Source organism: Pseudomonas sp. AC193, from assembly GCF_979258075.1.
Genome location: NZ_OZ409832.1, coordinates 1,421,679 through 1,437,477, shown reverse-complemented (window position 1 = coordinate 1,437,477; position 15,799 = coordinate 1,421,679). Strand labels below are relative to the sequence as shown.

10 protein-coding genes, 4 tRNA genes and 1 pseudogene are annotated in these 15,799 nt (G+C 56.7%); 3 read left to right on the top strand and 12 right to left on the bottom strand.

Features of this window, described 5'->3' with window-relative positions:
- Nucleotides 1-267: 267 nt before the first annotated feature.
- Both ACZZ0D_RS06710 and ACZZ0D_RS06705 read right to left on the bottom strand, forming a co-directional pair.
- Nucleotides 268-1,137: a DUF2242 domain-containing protein gene (locus ACZZ0D_RS06710; RefSeq protein WP_463552737.1), complete on the bottom strand. Its 870-nt coding sequence runs from the start codon at nucleotides 1,135-1,137 to the stop codon at nucleotides 268-270.
- 84 nt (nucleotides 1,138-1,221) lie between these two features.
- Nucleotides 1,222-2,130, bottom strand: a complete 909-nt coding sequence (locus tag ACZZ0D_RS06705) for a LysR family transcriptional regulator (RefSeq protein ID WP_463552736.1) — start codon at nucleotides 2,128-2,130, stop codon at nucleotides 1,222-1,224.
- A 118-nt stretch (nucleotides 2,131-2,248) separates the two neighbouring features.
- Here ACZZ0D_RS06705 and ACZZ0D_RS06700 point away from each other — a divergent pair, with 118 nt between their 5' ends.
- On the top strand, nucleotides 2,249-3,454 hold the full coding sequence (locus ACZZ0D_RS06700) for an MFS transporter (protein ID WP_463552735.1): 1,206 nt from the start codon (nucleotides 2,249-2,251) through the stop codon (nucleotides 3,452-3,454).
- Between the two features lie 515 nt (nucleotides 3,455-3,969).
- Here the strand turns inward: ACZZ0D_RS06700 and ACZZ0D_RS06695 are convergent.
- The 10 genes and pseudogenes from ACZZ0D_RS06695 to ACZZ0D_RS06650 all read right to left on the bottom strand — a co-directional run bounded on the left by ACZZ0D_RS06695 (nucleotide 3,970) and on the right by ACZZ0D_RS06650 (nucleotide 13,351).
- The gene (locus tag ACZZ0D_RS06695) at nucleotides 3,970-5,826 is read right to left on the bottom strand and encodes a SurA N-terminal domain-containing protein (RefSeq protein WP_463552734.1); all 1,857 of its coding nucleotides are present in this window, start codon (nucleotides 5,824-5,826) and stop codon (nucleotides 3,970-3,972) included.
- 230 nt (nucleotides 5,827-6,056) lie between these two features.
- A complete protein-coding gene (locus ACZZ0D_RS06690; RefSeq protein WP_008077714.1) occupies nucleotides 6,057-6,329 on the bottom strand; it encodes an HU family DNA-binding protein in 273 nt (90 codons plus the stop codon).
- A gap of 148 nt (nucleotides 6,330-6,477) precedes the next feature.
- Nucleotides 6,478-8,875, bottom strand: a pseudogene (lon, locus tag ACZZ0D_RS06685) (endopeptidase La).
- 163 nt (nucleotides 8,876-9,038) lie between these two features.
- On the bottom strand, nucleotides 9,039-10,322 hold the full coding sequence (gene clpX / locus ACZZ0D_RS06680) for an ATP-dependent Clp protease ATP-binding subunit ClpX (RefSeq protein ID WP_053121794.1): 1,284 nt from the start codon (nucleotides 10,320-10,322) through the stop codon (nucleotides 9,039-9,041).
- A 112-nt stretch (nucleotides 10,323-10,434) separates the two neighbouring features.
- Entirely contained in the window at nucleotides 10,435-11,070 is a 636-nt protein-coding gene (clpP, locus tag ACZZ0D_RS06675; RefSeq protein ID WP_007951559.1) for an ATP-dependent Clp endopeptidase proteolytic subunit ClpP, read from the bottom strand.
- A 92-nt stretch (nucleotides 11,071-11,162) separates the two neighbouring features.
- Nucleotides 11,163-12,473, bottom strand: coding sequence for a trigger factor (gene tig / locus ACZZ0D_RS06670; protein WP_053121796.1), 1,311 nt, complete (start codon nucleotides 12,471-12,473; stop codon nucleotides 11,163-11,165).
- Between the two features lie 400 nt (nucleotides 12,474-12,873).
- A tRNA-His gene (locus ACZZ0D_RS06665) sits at nucleotides 12,874-12,949 on the bottom strand.
- Nucleotides 12,950-13,024: 75 nt separating this feature from the next.
- Nucleotides 13,025-13,109, bottom strand: a tRNA-Leu gene (locus ACZZ0D_RS06660).
- Nucleotides 13,110-13,166: 57 nt separating this feature from the next.
- A tRNA-His gene (locus ACZZ0D_RS06655) sits at nucleotides 13,167-13,242 on the bottom strand.
- A gap of 32 nt (nucleotides 13,243-13,274) precedes the next feature.
- Nucleotides 13,275-13,351: transfer RNA gene (locus ACZZ0D_RS06650), tRNA-Arg, on the bottom strand.
- A 276-nt stretch (nucleotides 13,352-13,627) separates the two neighbouring features.
- Here ACZZ0D_RS06650 and folD point away from each other — a divergent pair.
- Together folD and pbpG are read left to right on the top strand one after the other, a co-directional pair.
- The gene (folD, locus tag ACZZ0D_RS06645) at nucleotides 13,628-14,482 is read left to right on the top strand and encodes a bifunctional methylenetetrahydrofolate dehydrogenase/methenyltetrahydrofolate cyclohydrolase FolD (RefSeq protein WP_053121798.1); all 855 of its coding nucleotides are present in this window, start codon (nucleotides 13,628-13,630) and stop codon (nucleotides 14,480-14,482) included.
- A gap of 230 nt (nucleotides 14,483-14,712) precedes the next feature.
- Nucleotides 14,713-15,651: a D-alanyl-D-alanine endopeptidase gene (gene pbpG, locus ACZZ0D_RS06640; protein WP_159815552.1), complete on the top strand. Its 939-nt coding sequence runs from the start codon at nucleotides 14,713-14,715 to the stop codon at nucleotides 15,649-15,651.
- Nucleotides 15,652-15,799 lie beyond the last annotated feature (148 nt).

Here is a 15,799-nt window from a genome sequence, read left to right as displayed (position 1 = left end):
ATATCGACTGATACGCCGCTTTCGCGAGCAAGCCCGCTCCCACAGAGGATATGGCTCGGCTTTGGATTACTGGCCGGAGGCGGCGTCGCCGGGATTGGTTCGGATGCCGGCAGTTAGCAGGATGTCACGAATTCTTTGGCCACACCAAAAACCCCTGTGGGAGCGGGCTTGCTCGCGAAGGGGCCGTGTCAGTTGATAAAGACATCGAATGATACGCCGCCTTCGCGAGCAAGCCCGCTCCCACAGGGGGAGTAATTCGGTTCTGGATTACTGGCCGGAGGCTGGCATCGCCGGGATTGGTTCGGACGGTGGCGGGATGTCTGTTGGATTGGCCGGGGGGGCGATCACTTCCGGTGTCGGTGCAGGTTCTGCGACGGGTGCCGGGGTGATCGGAGCGGACTCCGCAGGTGGGGCAACAGGTTCAGAGCTGACCGGGGCAACTTCGGCTGGTGCTGGTGCTGGCTCGGTGGCAGGTGCTGGCGTCGGCTTCGGCGTCGGCGCAGGCGCGGTTTCTGCCGCCGGCACTGGCGCCAATGGCGCAGCAACTGGCTTGGGCTCAGGTACGCCCAGATCAGCCTTCGGCTTCTCTTCGATGTGCGCCGCTTTCTTCGCATCCGCCGGCAGGAACTGCTCGACCAACGTGAAGAAGCGCTCATAGAACTTCTGCGAAATCACTGTCTCGCTGGCGACTTTCACCATCGAGTCGTCCGACGAGCCGATCGGCATCGACACCGAGCCCAACACGCCAACACCGAGGCTGGCCGAGTTGTTGGTCTTCTTCAGCGCATAGCGATCCTGCAGGGCGTTGGCGAACATTGTCGCGTGATGCTTGCCGCTGCTGTCTTCGGCGCAGACCACGTTGAAGCTGATTTCCAGGTGCGTATCGCCGGTCTGCTGGAAGCTCTTGTGGCCACTGACCAGTTTCGGGTCGCTGCTGGTGATGATGTAACCCTGGCTGAGCAACGCACGCCGCGCGGCTTCGCAACTGGCGGTGTCGGCGACCGGGTAATTACGCGAAAACATGCCGGAATCGTCGAAATTCTCATGCTCATACATCGGCTTGTCTTTCGAACAGCCGGCGACAGCAGCCACCAACAACGCCAAACCGACAACACGCAAGGGAGTGGAAATCAACATTAAACATCCTGGGGGAAAACAGTCCGGGGCGTATTGTGCAACAGATCGCTGACCCGCGCCGTATGGATTAGTGTCTTGAAACAGTTACAACTCTATCCGACCTTCATTTACCGGAAAAAGTCGCAACGCCAAATGATCGATGAAAACCCGCAACTTCGCGGTGGCGTGGCGACTCGACGGCCACAACACCCAGAACTGCCCGACATGTTGCAGATGCGTATCCAGCACCCGATGCAGCAATCCTTGTGATTCCGCGTCGCGGGTCATGAAATCCGGCAGGCAGGCAATGCCCATCCCCGCCAGCGCCGCGTGGCTCACCGCCTCAATGGACGTACTCACCAGCCGGGTCGGCAATTTCGGCTCATCCGCACCCTCCTCACGCCGTAGCGGCCACGGCTCGAGTTTGCCAGTGGCGTGAAAGATGTGACGCAAACAGGCGTGATCGGCCAGATCGGCAGGCCGTTGCGGCGTACCCCGCTGCTGCAGATAAGCGGGACTGGCAACTAGTACCATCCGAAATTCGCCCAACGGCCGCGCCATCAACCGCGAATCGCGCGGTTTGCCGGTTCGAATCACCGCGTCGAAACCCTCTTCAACCACGTCGACCATGCGATCGGTCAAATCCAGATCCAGTTCAATCTGCGGGTACAGCGTCATGAACTCAGTCATCACCGGCATCACCAGACCCAACACCTGCGGCACGCTGATGCGCAATTTTCCCTGCGGTTGTGCGGCGGCATCACACAGTTCGAACTCTGCGGCCTCAACCTCCGCGAGAATTTTACGGCAACGCTGTAGGAACAATGCTCCCTCGCTGGTCAGCGTGATACTGCGCGTGGTGCGATGAAACAAGCGCACCCCCAGCCGCGCCTCCAGACGCGCAATGCTTTTACCAACCGCCGACGAAGACACACCCGTCAACCGCCCCGCCTCAGTAAAACTGCGCGTCTCCGCGACCTGAATAAACACCGCAATATTGCCAAGGCGATCCATACACCCTCCCGATTCAAGACATCCGTGTCCGATATGTTCGGAACCTTAACCTGTTTTTCACCAGGGCGCAGCGCCCTACCCTGTGCACTCGTTGACCTTTGCCCACGGATGAATGCTCATGAACGACGCACAACTCACCTGCCGCACACTTGAGGCTTCGCTCCAACAACGCGAACGCTTACCCCTCGGCGCCCTGCTGGCCCTGGCCACCGCCGGGTTCATCACCGTTATGACCGAAGCCCTGCCCGCCGGCCTGCTGCCACAAATGAGCAGCGGCTTGAACGTCTCCCAGGCACTGATCGGACAACTGGTGACGATGTACGCCATCGGCTCAATACTCGCCGCCATTCCACTAACCCTCGCCACCCGCAGCTGGCGCCGACGCCCCCTGCTGCTCTCCGCCATCGGCGGCTTCGCCATCGCCAACAGCATCACCGCCCTTTCGGAGTTGTACTGGCTAACCCTGATCGCACGCCTGATCGCCGGTATATTCGCCGGCCTGCTCTGGGCACTACTCGCCGGCTACGCCAGCCGCATGGTCGCCCCCCATCTGCAAGGCCGCGCCATCACCGTCGCCATGCTCGGCGCCCCCATTGCGCTTTCACTGGGCATCCCGGCCGGCACCCTGCTCGGCACCTTGATCGGCTGGCGCCTGAGCTTCGCCATCATGACCGCCCTGACCGTGCTGCTAGTGATCTGGGTACGCTGGCAAGTCCCCGACTTCGCCGGAGAACCCGAAGGAAAACGTCTGCCACTGCGTAAGGTATTTACCCTCCCAGGCGTACGACCAGTGCTGTTCGTGACCTTGACCTACGTCGTCGCACACAACCTGCTCTACACCTACATCGCCCCGTTCCTACAACCGTCCGGACTCGATACCTCAGTTGACCGCGTGCTGCTGGTGTTCGGCCTGGCGTCGGTGCTGAGCTTGTGGATCGTCGGTAGCCTGATTGATCGCTGGCTACGCGAATTGGTACTGATCAGCGCAGCACTGTTCATGCTGTCGGCGATTGCGTTGGGTTTGTGGCGCGAGTCTGCTGGCGTGATCTACATCGCTACGGCAGTTTGGGGCCTCGCATTTGGTGCGATGCCTTCGCTGCTGCAAACAGCCTCGGCGAAAACGGCGAAGGATGCTGCGGATACTGCGCAATCGATGTTGGTGACATTGTGGAATGTCGGGATTGCGGGGGGTGGATTGGCGGGAGGGTTGTTGCTGGATAATTTGGGGGTTGGGGCGTTTCCATGGATTGTGATCGCGTTGTTGCTGATGAGTCTGTGTGCGACGGTGACAGCGAGAACCCATGGGTTTCCGCGAACCAGATAAGAGTGAACACAGGCATTTAGACTTTGGCTGACAGGTTGCCTTCGCTAGCAGGCCAGCTCCCCACAGGGATTGAGTACAAGGCCGCCTTCGCGAGCAAGCTCTGCTCCTACACAAGCAAGATCAAAAGATCGCAGCCTTCGGCAGCTCCTACATGAAATCGCGGCGAACCCAAGCCAACCATTAGGCCGAGTGTCAGCTCGCCTGCTTTTGATCTTAGAGCCCGTCGGGAGGCTGAGTGGAGGGATTCATACGGGGAAAGCATCGAGAGGAGGTGCAGCGAAGCAAACCGTAGGCGATGCCCCCGGATGAACCCGGAGCGAAGGAACCCGAGCCTTAGCGAGGGCCGGACGTCAGGGCACAGCGTTTTGGTTACTTTTGGGCGTCTGCAAAAGTGACCCGCCGTAAGGGCGGAACCAATAGCAGCCATCACCCAAAAAACGGATATCCCCCAAAACCCCAAGTCCAAAAAAAAGCCCCGACGTACGCCGGGGCTTTCTCCACTACTCAGTCAACGATCAAAACCGCTTGATTTCAGCCTGAGCTTCCAACTGCTTACGATACGCCGCAAAGTCCTGCTGACCTTCACGCGACGCCAGGAAGCGACGGTACTGCGCCTTCTCTTCATCCGTCGGTGCAGCCGCTTCATTCACGCCATTCAGACGCACAATCATCAAACTACCGTCCGGCAACGTCACGCTGCTAAACGTAGGCTTGTCCTTGGCAGCCGGCTTCGGCATACGGAACAACGCCTGCAGAACCGCCGGATCAACACCTTCCTGCGCACGAGTAGCCGCTTCGGTGACTTTCCAGTTCTGCGCATCAACCGCTTTGCCTTCACGCAGATCAGCAATCAGCTTCTCGGCCTGAGTCTTGGCAGCCGCGCTGGCGTGCTCTTTGGTCAACTGAGCGCGGATAGCCACGTTCACGCTTTCCAGAGGCAATTGCGCAGGCTTCAGGTGTTCCTTGGCACGCAACACAACCACGGTATCCGGATCCAGCTCGATGGCGGTGCTGTTGGCGCCTTCATCAATCACTTCGGTGCTGAACGCGGCGGTGACGACGGCACGGTTGGCCGCCAGACCTTCGCCACCTTCACGGCCAAACGGCTTGGAGGTGTGCACGGTCAGTTTCAGATCCGCCGCTGGCTGGGCCAGGTCGGAAGCTTCGAACGCGGAGTCTTCCAGTTGCTTGGTCGCCTCGACGAAACGCTGCTCAACCTGCGCAGCTTTCAGATCGCGGGTCAGCTTGTCTTTCAGGCTGGCCAGGGTTGGCACTTCTGGCGCTTCAACACCCAGCAGCTTGATCAGGTGGTAACCGAAATCGGTACGAACCGGCTCGGACACTTGATCCTTGTTCAGCGAGTACAGGGCTTTTTCGAAGGCCGGGTCGTAGACGCCAGGGCCTGCGAAACCGAGGTCACCGCCATTGTTGGCCGAACCCGGATCCTGCGAGAACTCCTTGGCCAGCGCTTCGAATTTCTCGCCCTTGGCCAAACGCGCCTGGACGTCTTCGATCTTCGCTTTAGCCTGAGCTTCAGTAGTCTTGTCGTTCACTTCGATCAGGATGTGCGCGGCACGACGCTGTTCCGACAGGTTGGCGATATCTTTCTGATACGCCGCCTGCAGGTCTTCATCTTTCACGGTGACCTGGTCGAAGAACGAAGCCTTCTTCAGCTCAACGTAATCGACAATCACCTGATCCGGAGTCATGAACTCTTTGGCGTGTTCGTCGTAGTAAGCCTTGACCTCATCGTCGGTCAGCTTGACCGAGGCTGGGTCGGCTTTAACGCTCAGGGTGGCGAAATCGCGGGTCTGTTTTTCCAGACGGGCAAAGGCCAACACCTCAGCGTCGGTGACGAAACCGCTGCCGCCGATACCGGCACGCAGTTGGCCGATCAGCATTTCCTGAGCCAGCATCTGGCGGAATTGCATACGGCTATAGCCCAGTTGACGGATCACCTGGTCGAAACGATCGGAGCTGAACTTGCCGTCCACCTGGAATTCAGGGGTTAGCAGGATCACCTGATCCAGAGCGCCTTCGGAGAAAGCGAACTTCGATTGTTCTGCGCCTTGCAGCAGCAGCTTGCGATCGATCAAACCCTTGAGGGCCGATTCGCGCAGCATTTTTTCATCGAGCAGCGAAGCGTCGAAATCTTTGCCCAGCTGTTGCATCAGCTGACGGCGTTGCATATCAACCGCCTGGCTTAGCTCGTTCTGGCTGATCTCTTCACCATTGACCTGGGCCGCCTCGTTCTTGTGAGTCGTGGCCTGGAAAATGGCGTCGAAACCGGTCAAAGCCATCAGCAAAATGATGGCCCCGATAATGGTCTTGGCAATCCAGCCCTGTGAATTGTCCCTGATATTCTGCAGCATGCGTCCCCCAGAAACGGTTGAACTTCAAATTAGGCAACCGTGGAGCGTGGGTAGAATCCGGATAGAAGAAAGGCGCATCCGAGGATGCGCCTTCTCGTAACTGGCGGAGCGGACAGGGCTCGAACCCTCGATCCCGGCGTTACAGGCGCCTGTTTCAGCGACCTGCTCTACCGCTCCGCTGCCAAGTCAGGGATGACCCCGACCCGGATGGGTAAAAACTTGTAACGAACTTAGTTAACCGCTTCTTTCAGTGCTTTACCGGCTTTGAAGCCTGGTTTTTTAGCAGCAGCGATTTGCAGCGTCTTGCCGGTCTGTGGGTTACGACCAACGCGAGCTGGACGATCAGTCACGGAGAACGTACCGAAACCAACCAGAACAACGGAGTCGCCAGCCTTGAGAGCGCCAGTGACGGATTCGATTACAGCGTCCAGCGCACGGCCAGCAGCAGCTTTCGGGATATCAGCGGATGCAGCGATAGCATCAATCAGTTCCGACTTGTTCACTCTAAGTCCCCTTATATCTATTTTGAGATGATTCTAAGTTTTTTGGTGAAAGCAAAAACGAGTGCTGAATGGCCTACAGACACTTAAGAGCCGCTTTATAACAAGGGCTCTAAAAAGCTGTCAAGGAAGCCACCCAGGCAAAAGCATACTAATGCGTGCTAATTCTTTCCTTAGCATCAGACTCACGTTTTTCATCCTTGGCAACTATCTCCGGAGCCACATCCGGCAAGGGCTCCGGCGCGTATTGCAGCGCAATTTGCAGGACCTCGTCAATCCATTTAACCGGTTTAATCTGCAGATCCTGCTTGATGTTGTCCGGAATCTCCTTGAGATCACGTACGTTTTCTTCAGGAATAATCACAACCTTGATTCCACCGCGGTGTGCCGCGAGCAGTTTTTCCTTCAGACCACCAATTGCCAGCACTTGACCGCGCAAGGTGATTTCACCGGTCATGGCGACATCAGCGCGTACCGGAATGCCGGTCAATGCCGACACCAGGGCCGTGCACATGCCTACACCGGCGCTAGGACCGTCTTTCGGGGTCGCGCCTTCCGGCATGTGGATATGCGTGTCGCGCTTCTCGTGGAAGTCCACAGGAATGCCCAGGCTCTTGGCACGGCTGCGCACGACGGTCAGGGCTGCGGTGATCGATTCGACCATCACATCACCCAGCGAACCGGTCTTGATCAGTTGACCTTTACCCGGCACGACAGCGGCTTCGATGGTCAGCAATTCGCCGCCAACCTGAGTCCAGGCAAGGCCGGTCACTTGACCGATCTGATCCTGTTGCTCAGCCAGACCGTAACGGAATTTACGTACGCCGAGGAAGTGTTCCAGCAAATCAGCTGTCACTTTTACCGAGAAGCGTTTTTCCAGCGCGTGCTCTTTGACAGCCTTGCGGCAGACCTTGGCGATCTGGCGTTCGAGGCCACGCACACCGGCTTCGCGGGTGTAGTAACGGATGATGTCGCGGATCGCTTCTTCATCAAATTCAATCTCGCCCTTCTTCAGACCGTTAGCGGTGATCTGTTTTGGCGAGAGATATTTGACGGCAATGTTTATCTTCTCGTCTTCGGTGTAGCCCGGCAGACGGATGACTTCCATGCGGTCGAGCAGCGCCGGCGGGATGTTCATCGAGTTCGAGGTGCACAAGAACATCACATCGGACAGGTCGTAATCGACTTCCAGATAGTGATCGTTGAAGTTGTGGTTTTGCTCTGGATCGAGCACTTCCAGCAACGCCGACGCCGGATCGCCACGCATGTCGCTGCCCATTTTGTCGATTTCATCGAGCAGGAACAGCGGGTTGCGAACGCCCACTTTTGTCATCTTTTGAATCAATCTTCCCGGCATCGAACCGATGTAAGTCCGGCGGTGACCACGAATTTCCGCTTCATCCCGCACACCACCGAGGGCCATACGCACGAATTTACGGTTGGTGGCATGAGCGATCGACTCGGCCAGCGAGGTTTTACCCACGCCCGGACGAACCGACCAGGCACAACACCGGGCCACGAATTTTTTTCACACGTTTTTGCACGGCGAGGTATTCAAGGATGCGTTCCTTGACCTCTTCGAGGCCGTAGTGGTCGGCGTCGAGAATATCTTCAGCGCGCGCCAGATCAAGGCGTACCTTGCTCTGTGCCTTCCACGGCACCTGCACCAGCCAGTCGATGTAGGAGCGCACCACGGTGGCCTCAGCGGACATCGGCGACATTTGCTTGAGCTTGTTCAGCTCGGCCGTGGCTTTGGCCAACGCGTCTTTCGGCAGACCGGCAGCGTCGATACGCTTTTTCAGGTCTTCTATTTCGTTGTGGCCTTCGTCGCTGTCGCCGAGTTCTTTCTGAATGGCCTTCATCTGCTCATTCAGGTAGTACTCGCGCTGACTGCGCTCCATTTGCTTTTTGACGCGGCCACGAATGCGTTTTTCGACTTGCAGCAGATCGATCTCGGCATCCAGCAGCGCCAAAACGTGCTCGACCCGGGCCGACAAATCGATGATTTCGAGGATTTCCTGCTTCTGCTCGATTTTCAGCGCCATGTGCGCGGCCATGGTGTCGACCAGACGACCCGGCTCATCGATGCTGTTGAGCGACGACAGGACTTCAGCCGGGACTTTTTTGCCCAACTGCACATATTGTTCGAACTGCGACAGCAGTGTGCGCACGAACACTTCGGATTCGCGCTCGGCGGCGTCGACTTCTTCGATCAGCGAGACTTCAGCGCGGCAGTGGCCGTCAACTTCGCTGAAACGCTCGACAGTACCGCGCTGCTCACCCTCGACCAGCACTTTGACAGTGCCATCAGGCAGCTTGAGCAGTTGCAGAACGGTAGCGATGGTACCTACGCGATAGAGAGCGTCTTCACCGGGATCGTCGTCGGCCGGGTTTCTCTGGGCCAGCAGCAGGATCTGCTTGTCGCCCGTCATCGCGGCCTCGAGGGCTTCGATGGATTTCTCGCGCCCCACGAACAGTGGGATAACCATGTGCGGATAAACCACGACATCACGCAATGGCAGGAGAGGCAATTCGATGGTTGTCTTCATGATTTCGCCTCTACGGCGGCCATATGGCCGTAATCAGATGGAATTGAGCTTGAAACCAAGATGGGGGCTGCCTTGAAAAAAAACAAGCGCAAAGCGGATGTAAAAAATGCCATAAAAAAAAAGAGGCCCGAAGGCCCCTTCTTTGTTGCGGCAGGGTGGACGCTTACGCGTCCGGTGCTGCCTTGGCTGCCGGCTCACTGTTTTCGTAGATATACAGTGGCTTGGACTTGCCTTCGATCACGCTTTCATCGATCACGACTTTGCTCACCTCAGACTGCGAGGGGATTTCATACATCGTGTCGAGCAATACACCTTCGAGAATCGAGCGCAGGCCACGAGCACCGGTCTTGCGTTCCAGGGCACGTTTGGCGACGGATTTCAGCGCGTCAGCACGGAATTCCAGATCGACGCCTTCCATCTCGAACAGCTTGGCATACTGTTTGGTCAGAGCATTTTTCGGCTCGGTGAGGATCTGCATCAGCGCAGCCTCGTCGAGCTCGTCCAGCGTCGCAAGTACCGGCAGACGACCGACGAATTCCGGGATCAGACCGAACTTGACCAGATCGTCAGGCTCGACTTCACGCAGGGATTCACCGACTTTCTTGCCTTCTTCCTTGCTGCGCACTTCTGCGTTGAAACCGATGCCGCCTTTGGTGGAACGGTTTTGAATAACCTTTTCCAGACCCGAGAACGCACCACCGCAGATGAACAGGATGTTACGGGTGTCGACCTGCAGGAATTCCTGCTGCGGATGCTTGCGGCCACCTTGCGGCGGTACGGAAGCGACCGTGCCTTCGATCAACTTGAGCAAGGCCTGCTGCACGCCTTCACCGGAAACGTCCCGGGTGATCGACGGGTTGTCGGACTTGCGCGAAATCTTGTCGATTTCATCGATATAGACAATACCCATCTGGGCTTTCTCTACGTCGTAATCGCACTTCTGCAACAGCTTCTGAATGATGTTCTCGACGTCTTCACCTACATAACCCGCCTCGGTGAGGGTGGTTGCGTCGGCGATGGTGAACGGAACGTTCAGCAAGCGGGCCAGTGTTTCGGCCAGCAGGGTTTTACCGGAGCCTGTCGGGCCGATCAGCAGGATGTTGCTCTTGCCGAGCTCGACGTCGTCAGCCTTTTTGTCACGCTGGTTAAGGCGCTTGTAGTGGTTGTACACCGCTACGGCCAGAACCTTTTTCGCACGCTCCTGACCAATGACGTATTGATCAAGGATGCCGCTGATTTCTTTAGGCGAAGGCAATTTATGCGCGCTGCTCTCGGCCTGTGCTTCCTGCACCTCCTCGCGGATGATGTCATTGCACAGGTCGACGCACTCGTCGCAGATAAAGACCGAGGGGCCGGCAATCAATTTGCGCACTTCATGCTGGCTTTTGCCACAGAAGGAGCAATAGAGCAGCTTGCCGTTGTCCTCGCCGTTGCGGGTGTCAGTCATTCGTTCGATCCAAATCCGATAGGCTTGCAACACAAGATGAAGGCTATTGCGGGCTTTTTCAAGCCCGCTGGCGAACAGACTCGCCGACCAAGCCTATTTTGAGTTGCTTATTTTAAGCTGGGCGCTGGTTGATCACTTCATCGATCAAGCCGTATTCCTTCGCAGCTTCTGCACTCATGAAGTTATCGCGGTTGGTATCACGCTCGATTTCTTCAAGGGTACGCCCACTGTGCTTGGCCATCAGCGTGTTCAGGCGCTCGCGAATGAAGAGGATTTCCTTGGCATGGATTTCGATATCCGACGCCTGGCCCTGGAAACCGCCCAGTGGCTGGTGAATCATCACACGCGAGTTCGGCAGGCAGAAACGCTTGCCAGGTGCACCGGCGGTCAACAAGAACGCGCCCATGCTGCAGGCCTGACCGATGCAGGTGGTCGACACATTGGGTTTGATGAACTGCATGGTGTCGTAGATCGACATGCCAGCCGTTACCGAACCGCCCGGGGAGTTGATATAGAGATGGATGTCCTTGTCCGGGTTTTCCGCTTCAAGGAACAGCAGTTGCGCACAGATCAGGTTGGCCATGTAGTCCTCTACCGGCCCAACCAGAAAGATCACTCGCTCCTTGAGAAGGCGCGAATAGATGTCGTAGGCGCGTTCGCCACGAGCGGACTGCTCGACAACCATCGGAACCAGGCCGCCTGCGGCCTGGATATCAGAGTTCTGCTGAATATACGAATTACGGAACATGCTCTGCAGTCACTCCCAAATAGTTATGTCTTGAATACGCATAAGCCAGCTCGAAAGCTGGCTTATGTGTGTATTTCTTAACGCAAAAACAATCAGTCGGCTTGTGGAGCTTCTACCGGCTTGACTGCTTCTTCGTAAGAGACCGACTTGTCGGTCACACTAGCTTTCTGCAGAACAGTATCCACAACTTGTTCTTCCAGCACAACCGAACGCACTTCGTTCAGTTGCTGCTCGTTCTTGTAGTACCACGACACAACCTGCTCAGGCTCCTGGTAAGCGGAAGCCATTTCCTGAATCATTTCGCGAACGCGAGCTTCGTCAGGCTTCAGGTCGAATTGCTTGACCACTTCAGCAACGATCAGACCCAGCACAACGCGGCGCTTGGCTTGCTCTTCGAACAGCTCGGCCGGCAGTTGATCAGGCTTGATGTTGCCGCCGAACTGCTGAACAGCCTGCACGCGCAGACGGTCAACTTCGTTGGCCAGCAGAGCCTTAGGCACTTCGATCGGGTTGGTGGCCAGCAGACCGTCCATTACCTGATTCTTGACCTTGGATTTGATCGCCTGACGCAGTTCACGCTCCATGTTCTTGCGAACTTCGGTGCGGAAACCGTCGATGCCGCTTTCCTTGATGCCGAATTGAGCGAAGAACTCTTCGTTCAGCTCAGGCAGCTTAGGCTCGGACACAGTGTTGACGGTCACGGTGAACTCGGCGGTTTTGCCAGCCAGGTCCAGGTTCTGATAGTCCTCTGGGAAGGTCAGGTTCAGAACGCGTTCTTCGCCAGCCTTAGCGCCTACCAGACCTTCTTCGAAGCCCGGGATCATGCGGCCGGAACCCAGCACCAGTTGGGTGCCTTTGGCGGAGCCGCCAGCGAATACTTCGCCGTCAACCTTGCCAACGAAATCGATGTTCAGCTGGTCTTCGTTCTGGGCAGCGCGATCGGCCACTTCAAAACGGGTGTTCTGCTTGCGCAGGATGTCGAGCATTTTGTCCAGATCAGCGTCAGCCACGTCAGCGCTCAGGCGCTCAACGGTGATGCCGTCGAAGCCGGCAACGGTGAACTCCGGGAACACTTCGAACACTGCAACGTATTCCAGATCCTTGCCCGCTTCGAGCGACTTAGGCTCGATCGACGGCGAACCGGCCGGGTTCAGCTTCTGCTCAACCACAGCTTCGTAGAAGGAGGACTGGATCACGTCGCCGACAGCTTCCTGACGAGCATCAGCACCGAAACGGCGCTTGATTTCGCTCATTGGCACTTTGCCTGGACGGAAGCCAGCAATCTTGGCCTTTTGGGCAGTCTGCTGCAGACGCTTGTTGACCTGGCTCTCAATGCGCTCAGCCGGCACGGTGACGCTCATGCGGCGCTCAAGAGCAGTAGTATTTTCAACAGAAACTTGCATGGATATTCCTCGTTGCACAGACGTTAGCCGGCCGTTTCCGACCCCAGAATCAAGGGCATGCATTCTAGTGGGTCAAACTCAAGAAGTCACCCTACTGAAAACGGGTAAAAAAACAGCAGGCAATTTATCGGTGCGAATACACGAATGCATCGCGCACCACAGGCGAATACAACCAATCACGCCAAGGCTCTGCGGCAACCTCTTCTATATATAGAAGGGATGCCGATCATTCCCTGACGGCCGACCCTGCAAGCAAGACCGGCGGGCAGCGCGGCATCATCCAGAAACATCAATACGACGAAACGCCCTGCCCTGCGACCCGGAAACCGCGGTCGCCGATTTCTCAAACCGCTAAAACAAAAAAGGCGCCAGACTGTTAAATCTGGCGCCTTTCGAAATATGGGGTGGACGATGGGGATCGAACCCACGACAACGGGAGTCACAATCCCGTGCTCTACCAACTGAGCTACGCCCACCATATTGCGTAACAAAAAAGCCGTTTAACTTCTTTGTTGAACCTCATCAAGCCAACGGCATGAATGAAGCTTGTTTGGTGCGGATGAAGAGACTCGAACTCTTACGCCTCGCGGCGCTGGAACCTAAATCCAGTGTGTCTACCAATTCCACCACATCCGCGGATGAAGCTTTTAAAGCAAAGGCGCCAGACTGTTACATCTGGCGCCTTTCGAAATATGGGGTGGACGATGGGGATCGAACCCACGACAACGGGAGTCACAATCCCGTGCTCTACCAACTGAGCTACGCCCACCATATCGCGTTACTTGTGCCAAAGCTGCCTAATGGCGCACCCGGCAGGACTCGAACCTGCGACCATCCGCTTAGAAGGCGGATGCTCTATCCAGCTGAGCTACGGGCGCCTTATTAATCTGTACTCTAAAAGAACTACAAACTAAGTGCTTTCCAGTCTTCGCAAAACCGTAATCCTGCTCGACCCTCTTAACCAGTGCTAGGCTGTGCCCGACAAGTGCGACGAATAGTATAGAGCGCTCCGAAGGTCGTCAAATCCTTTTTGAAAAAAATTCATTTAATTAAAGGAGTTAGGGGAATTTGCTGACCAAGCGCCTTTGCCCTCACCGCCCGACATGCGAGAATGCGTTCTCTTTTTTTCCCCTCTCGATGGTTAATCACGCGCAATGACTGCACAACTAATCGACGGCAAATCGATCGCCGCCAGCCTGCGCCAGCAGATCGCCAAACGAGTTGCCGAGCGTCGCCAGCAAGGCCTGCGCACTCCCGGCCTCGCGGTGATCCTGGTCGGCAGCGATCCTGCCTCTCAGGTTTATGTCTCGCACAAGCGTAAAGACTGTGAAGAGGTCGGCTTCCTCTCTCAAGCCTACGACCTGCCCTCTGAAACCACGCAACAAGCGTTGACCGATCTGATCGATCGCCTCAACGACGACCCTGCGATCGACGGCATCCTCCTGCAACTGCCGCTGCCTGAGCACCTGGACGCCTCCAAATTGCTGGAGCGCATCCGCCCGGACAAAGACGTCGACGGTTTCCATCCTTATAACGTCGGCCGTCTGGCCCAGCGCATCCCGCTGCTGCGTCCGTGCACGCCTAAAGGCATCATGACCCTGCTGGAAAGCACCGGTGTTGATCTTTATGGTCTGGACGCCGTGGTCGTTGGCGCTTCCAACATCGTCGGCCGCCCGATGGCAATGGAACTGTTGCTGGCCGGTTGCACCGTGACCGTGACCCACCGCTTCACCAAGGATCTGGCCGGCCACGTCGGTCGTGCTGATCTGGTGGTCGTGGCCGCCGGCAAGCCGGGCCTGGTCAAGGGCGAATGGATCAAGGAAGGCGCGATCGTCGTTGACGTCGGCATCAACCGTCAGGACGACGGCAAACTGGTCGGCGATGTTGTTTACGAAACCGCCCTGCCCCGCGCTGGCTGGATCACGCCAGTCCCGGGCGGTGTTGGCCCGATGACCCGTGCCTGCCTGCTGGAAAACACCCTCTACGCAGCAGAAACCCTGCACGCTTAAGTCGGTTATTTCGCAGCATCAAAACCCCGCCCCGTGCGGGGTTTTTCGTATTCGAGAAAAAACTATAACCGTTCGCCGGAAACCCCTCTTTTTACAGGCCTTTTCACGAGATTTTCAGGTCGATCAAACAACCATCGACAGTTCTTCAGCCATACTCCTAAAATGCGACGCTTTTAAGAAATAACCCGTTACAAACTAACGGAATATCCAACCTTTATGAGTTCGCCCGCGTGAAAATTCGTCTTTCGATTCTGAGCCTGTTTTTTGCTTTTACAGGCACATTCATCACGCCAACGATCAACGCTGCGGAAACCACCGCTGCCCCGCGTGACGCTTCGACACTGAAGATCGCTTCCGGCAGCGCCCTGCTCATGGATATGCAGACCAACAAAGTCATTTATTCCAGCAACCCTGACGTGATCGTGCCGATCGCTTCCGTCAGCAAGCTGATGACTGGCCTGGTGGTGGTTGAAGCCAAACAGAACATGGACGAATGGATCGATGTCGACATCAAAAACACGCCAGAGATGAAGGGCGTGTTCTCCCGAGTCAAACTGAAAAGTGAACTGCCGCGCCGCGAGATGCTGCTGATCGCTTTGATGTCCTCGGAAAACCGCGCCGCCGCCAGCCTCGCGCATCATTATCCGGGCGGTTATGCAGCCTTTATCGCGGCGATGAACGCCAAGGCCAAGGCGCTGGGCATGACCAACACTCACTACGTCGAGCCGACCGGTTTGTCCGAGCGCAACGTTTCCACGGCGCGCGATTTGAGCAAGTTGTTGGTCGCAGCGAGCAAGCACCCAATCCTCACTGAGTTGACGACCACCAAGGAAAAGACCGTGTCGTTCCGTAAACCTAATTACACGTTGGGTTTCCGTAACACCGATCATTTGGTGAACAAGGCTGACTGGGACATCAAGATCACTAAAACCGGCTTCACCAATCCTGCTGGTCACTGCCTGGTATTGGTGACGCGCATGGGCAATCGCCCGGTGGCGCTGGTGATTTTGGATGCGTTCGGCAAGTACACGCATTTTGCCGATGCCAGCCGGATTCGTAGTTGGGTTGAGACTGGGCGCAGCGCTAACGTTCCGGCGGTGGCTCAGCAGTACAAGGCCGACAAGAACCTGAAAAATCGCCAGAGTGGCGTGGTTGAGGCTTCGAAGTAGGACACTGGATTTACGCTACGTGTGGTGAGGGGATTTATCTGTGGCGAGGGGATTTATCCCCGATGGACTGCGCAGCAGGCCCTTCTTTTAAATCAAAAGCGGGGGCCGCTTCGCGACCCATCGGGGATAAATCCCCTCGCCACAGATA

What these genes read in the sequence shown, in the direction of transcription:
- ACZZ0D_RS06710 (WP_463552737.1), bottom strand. Translation starts at nt 1,137, where the DNA reads ATGTTGATTTCCACTCCCTTGCGTGTTGTCGGTTTGGCGTTGTTGGTG.
- ACZZ0D_RS06705 (WP_463552736.1), bottom strand. Translation starts at nt 2,130, where the DNA reads ATGGATCGCCTTGGCAATATTGCGGTGTTTATTCAGGTCGCGGAGACG.
- ACZZ0D_RS06700 (WP_463552735.1), top strand. Translation starts at nt 2,249, where the DNA reads ATGAACGACGCACAACTCACCTGCCGCACACTTGAGGCTTCGCTCCAA.
- ACZZ0D_RS06695 (WP_463552734.1), bottom strand. Translation starts at nt 5,826, where the DNA reads ATGCTGCAGAATATCAGGGACAATTCACAGGGCTGGATTGCCAAGACC.
- clpX (WP_053121794.1), bottom strand. Translation starts at nt 10,322, where the DNA reads ATGACTGACACCCGCAACGGCGAGGACAACGGCAAGCTGCTCTATTGC.
- clpP (WP_007951559.1), bottom strand. Translation starts at nt 11,070, where the DNA reads ATGTTCCGTAATTCGTATATTCAGCAGAACTCTGATATCCAGGCCGCA.
- tig (WP_053121796.1), bottom strand. Translation starts at nt 12,473, where the DNA reads ATGCAAGTTTCTGTTGAAAATACTACTGCTCTTGAGCGCCGCATGAGC.
- folD (WP_053121798.1), top strand. Translation starts at nt 13,628, where the DNA reads ATGACTGCACAACTAATCGACGGCAAATCGATCGCCGCCAGCCTGCGC.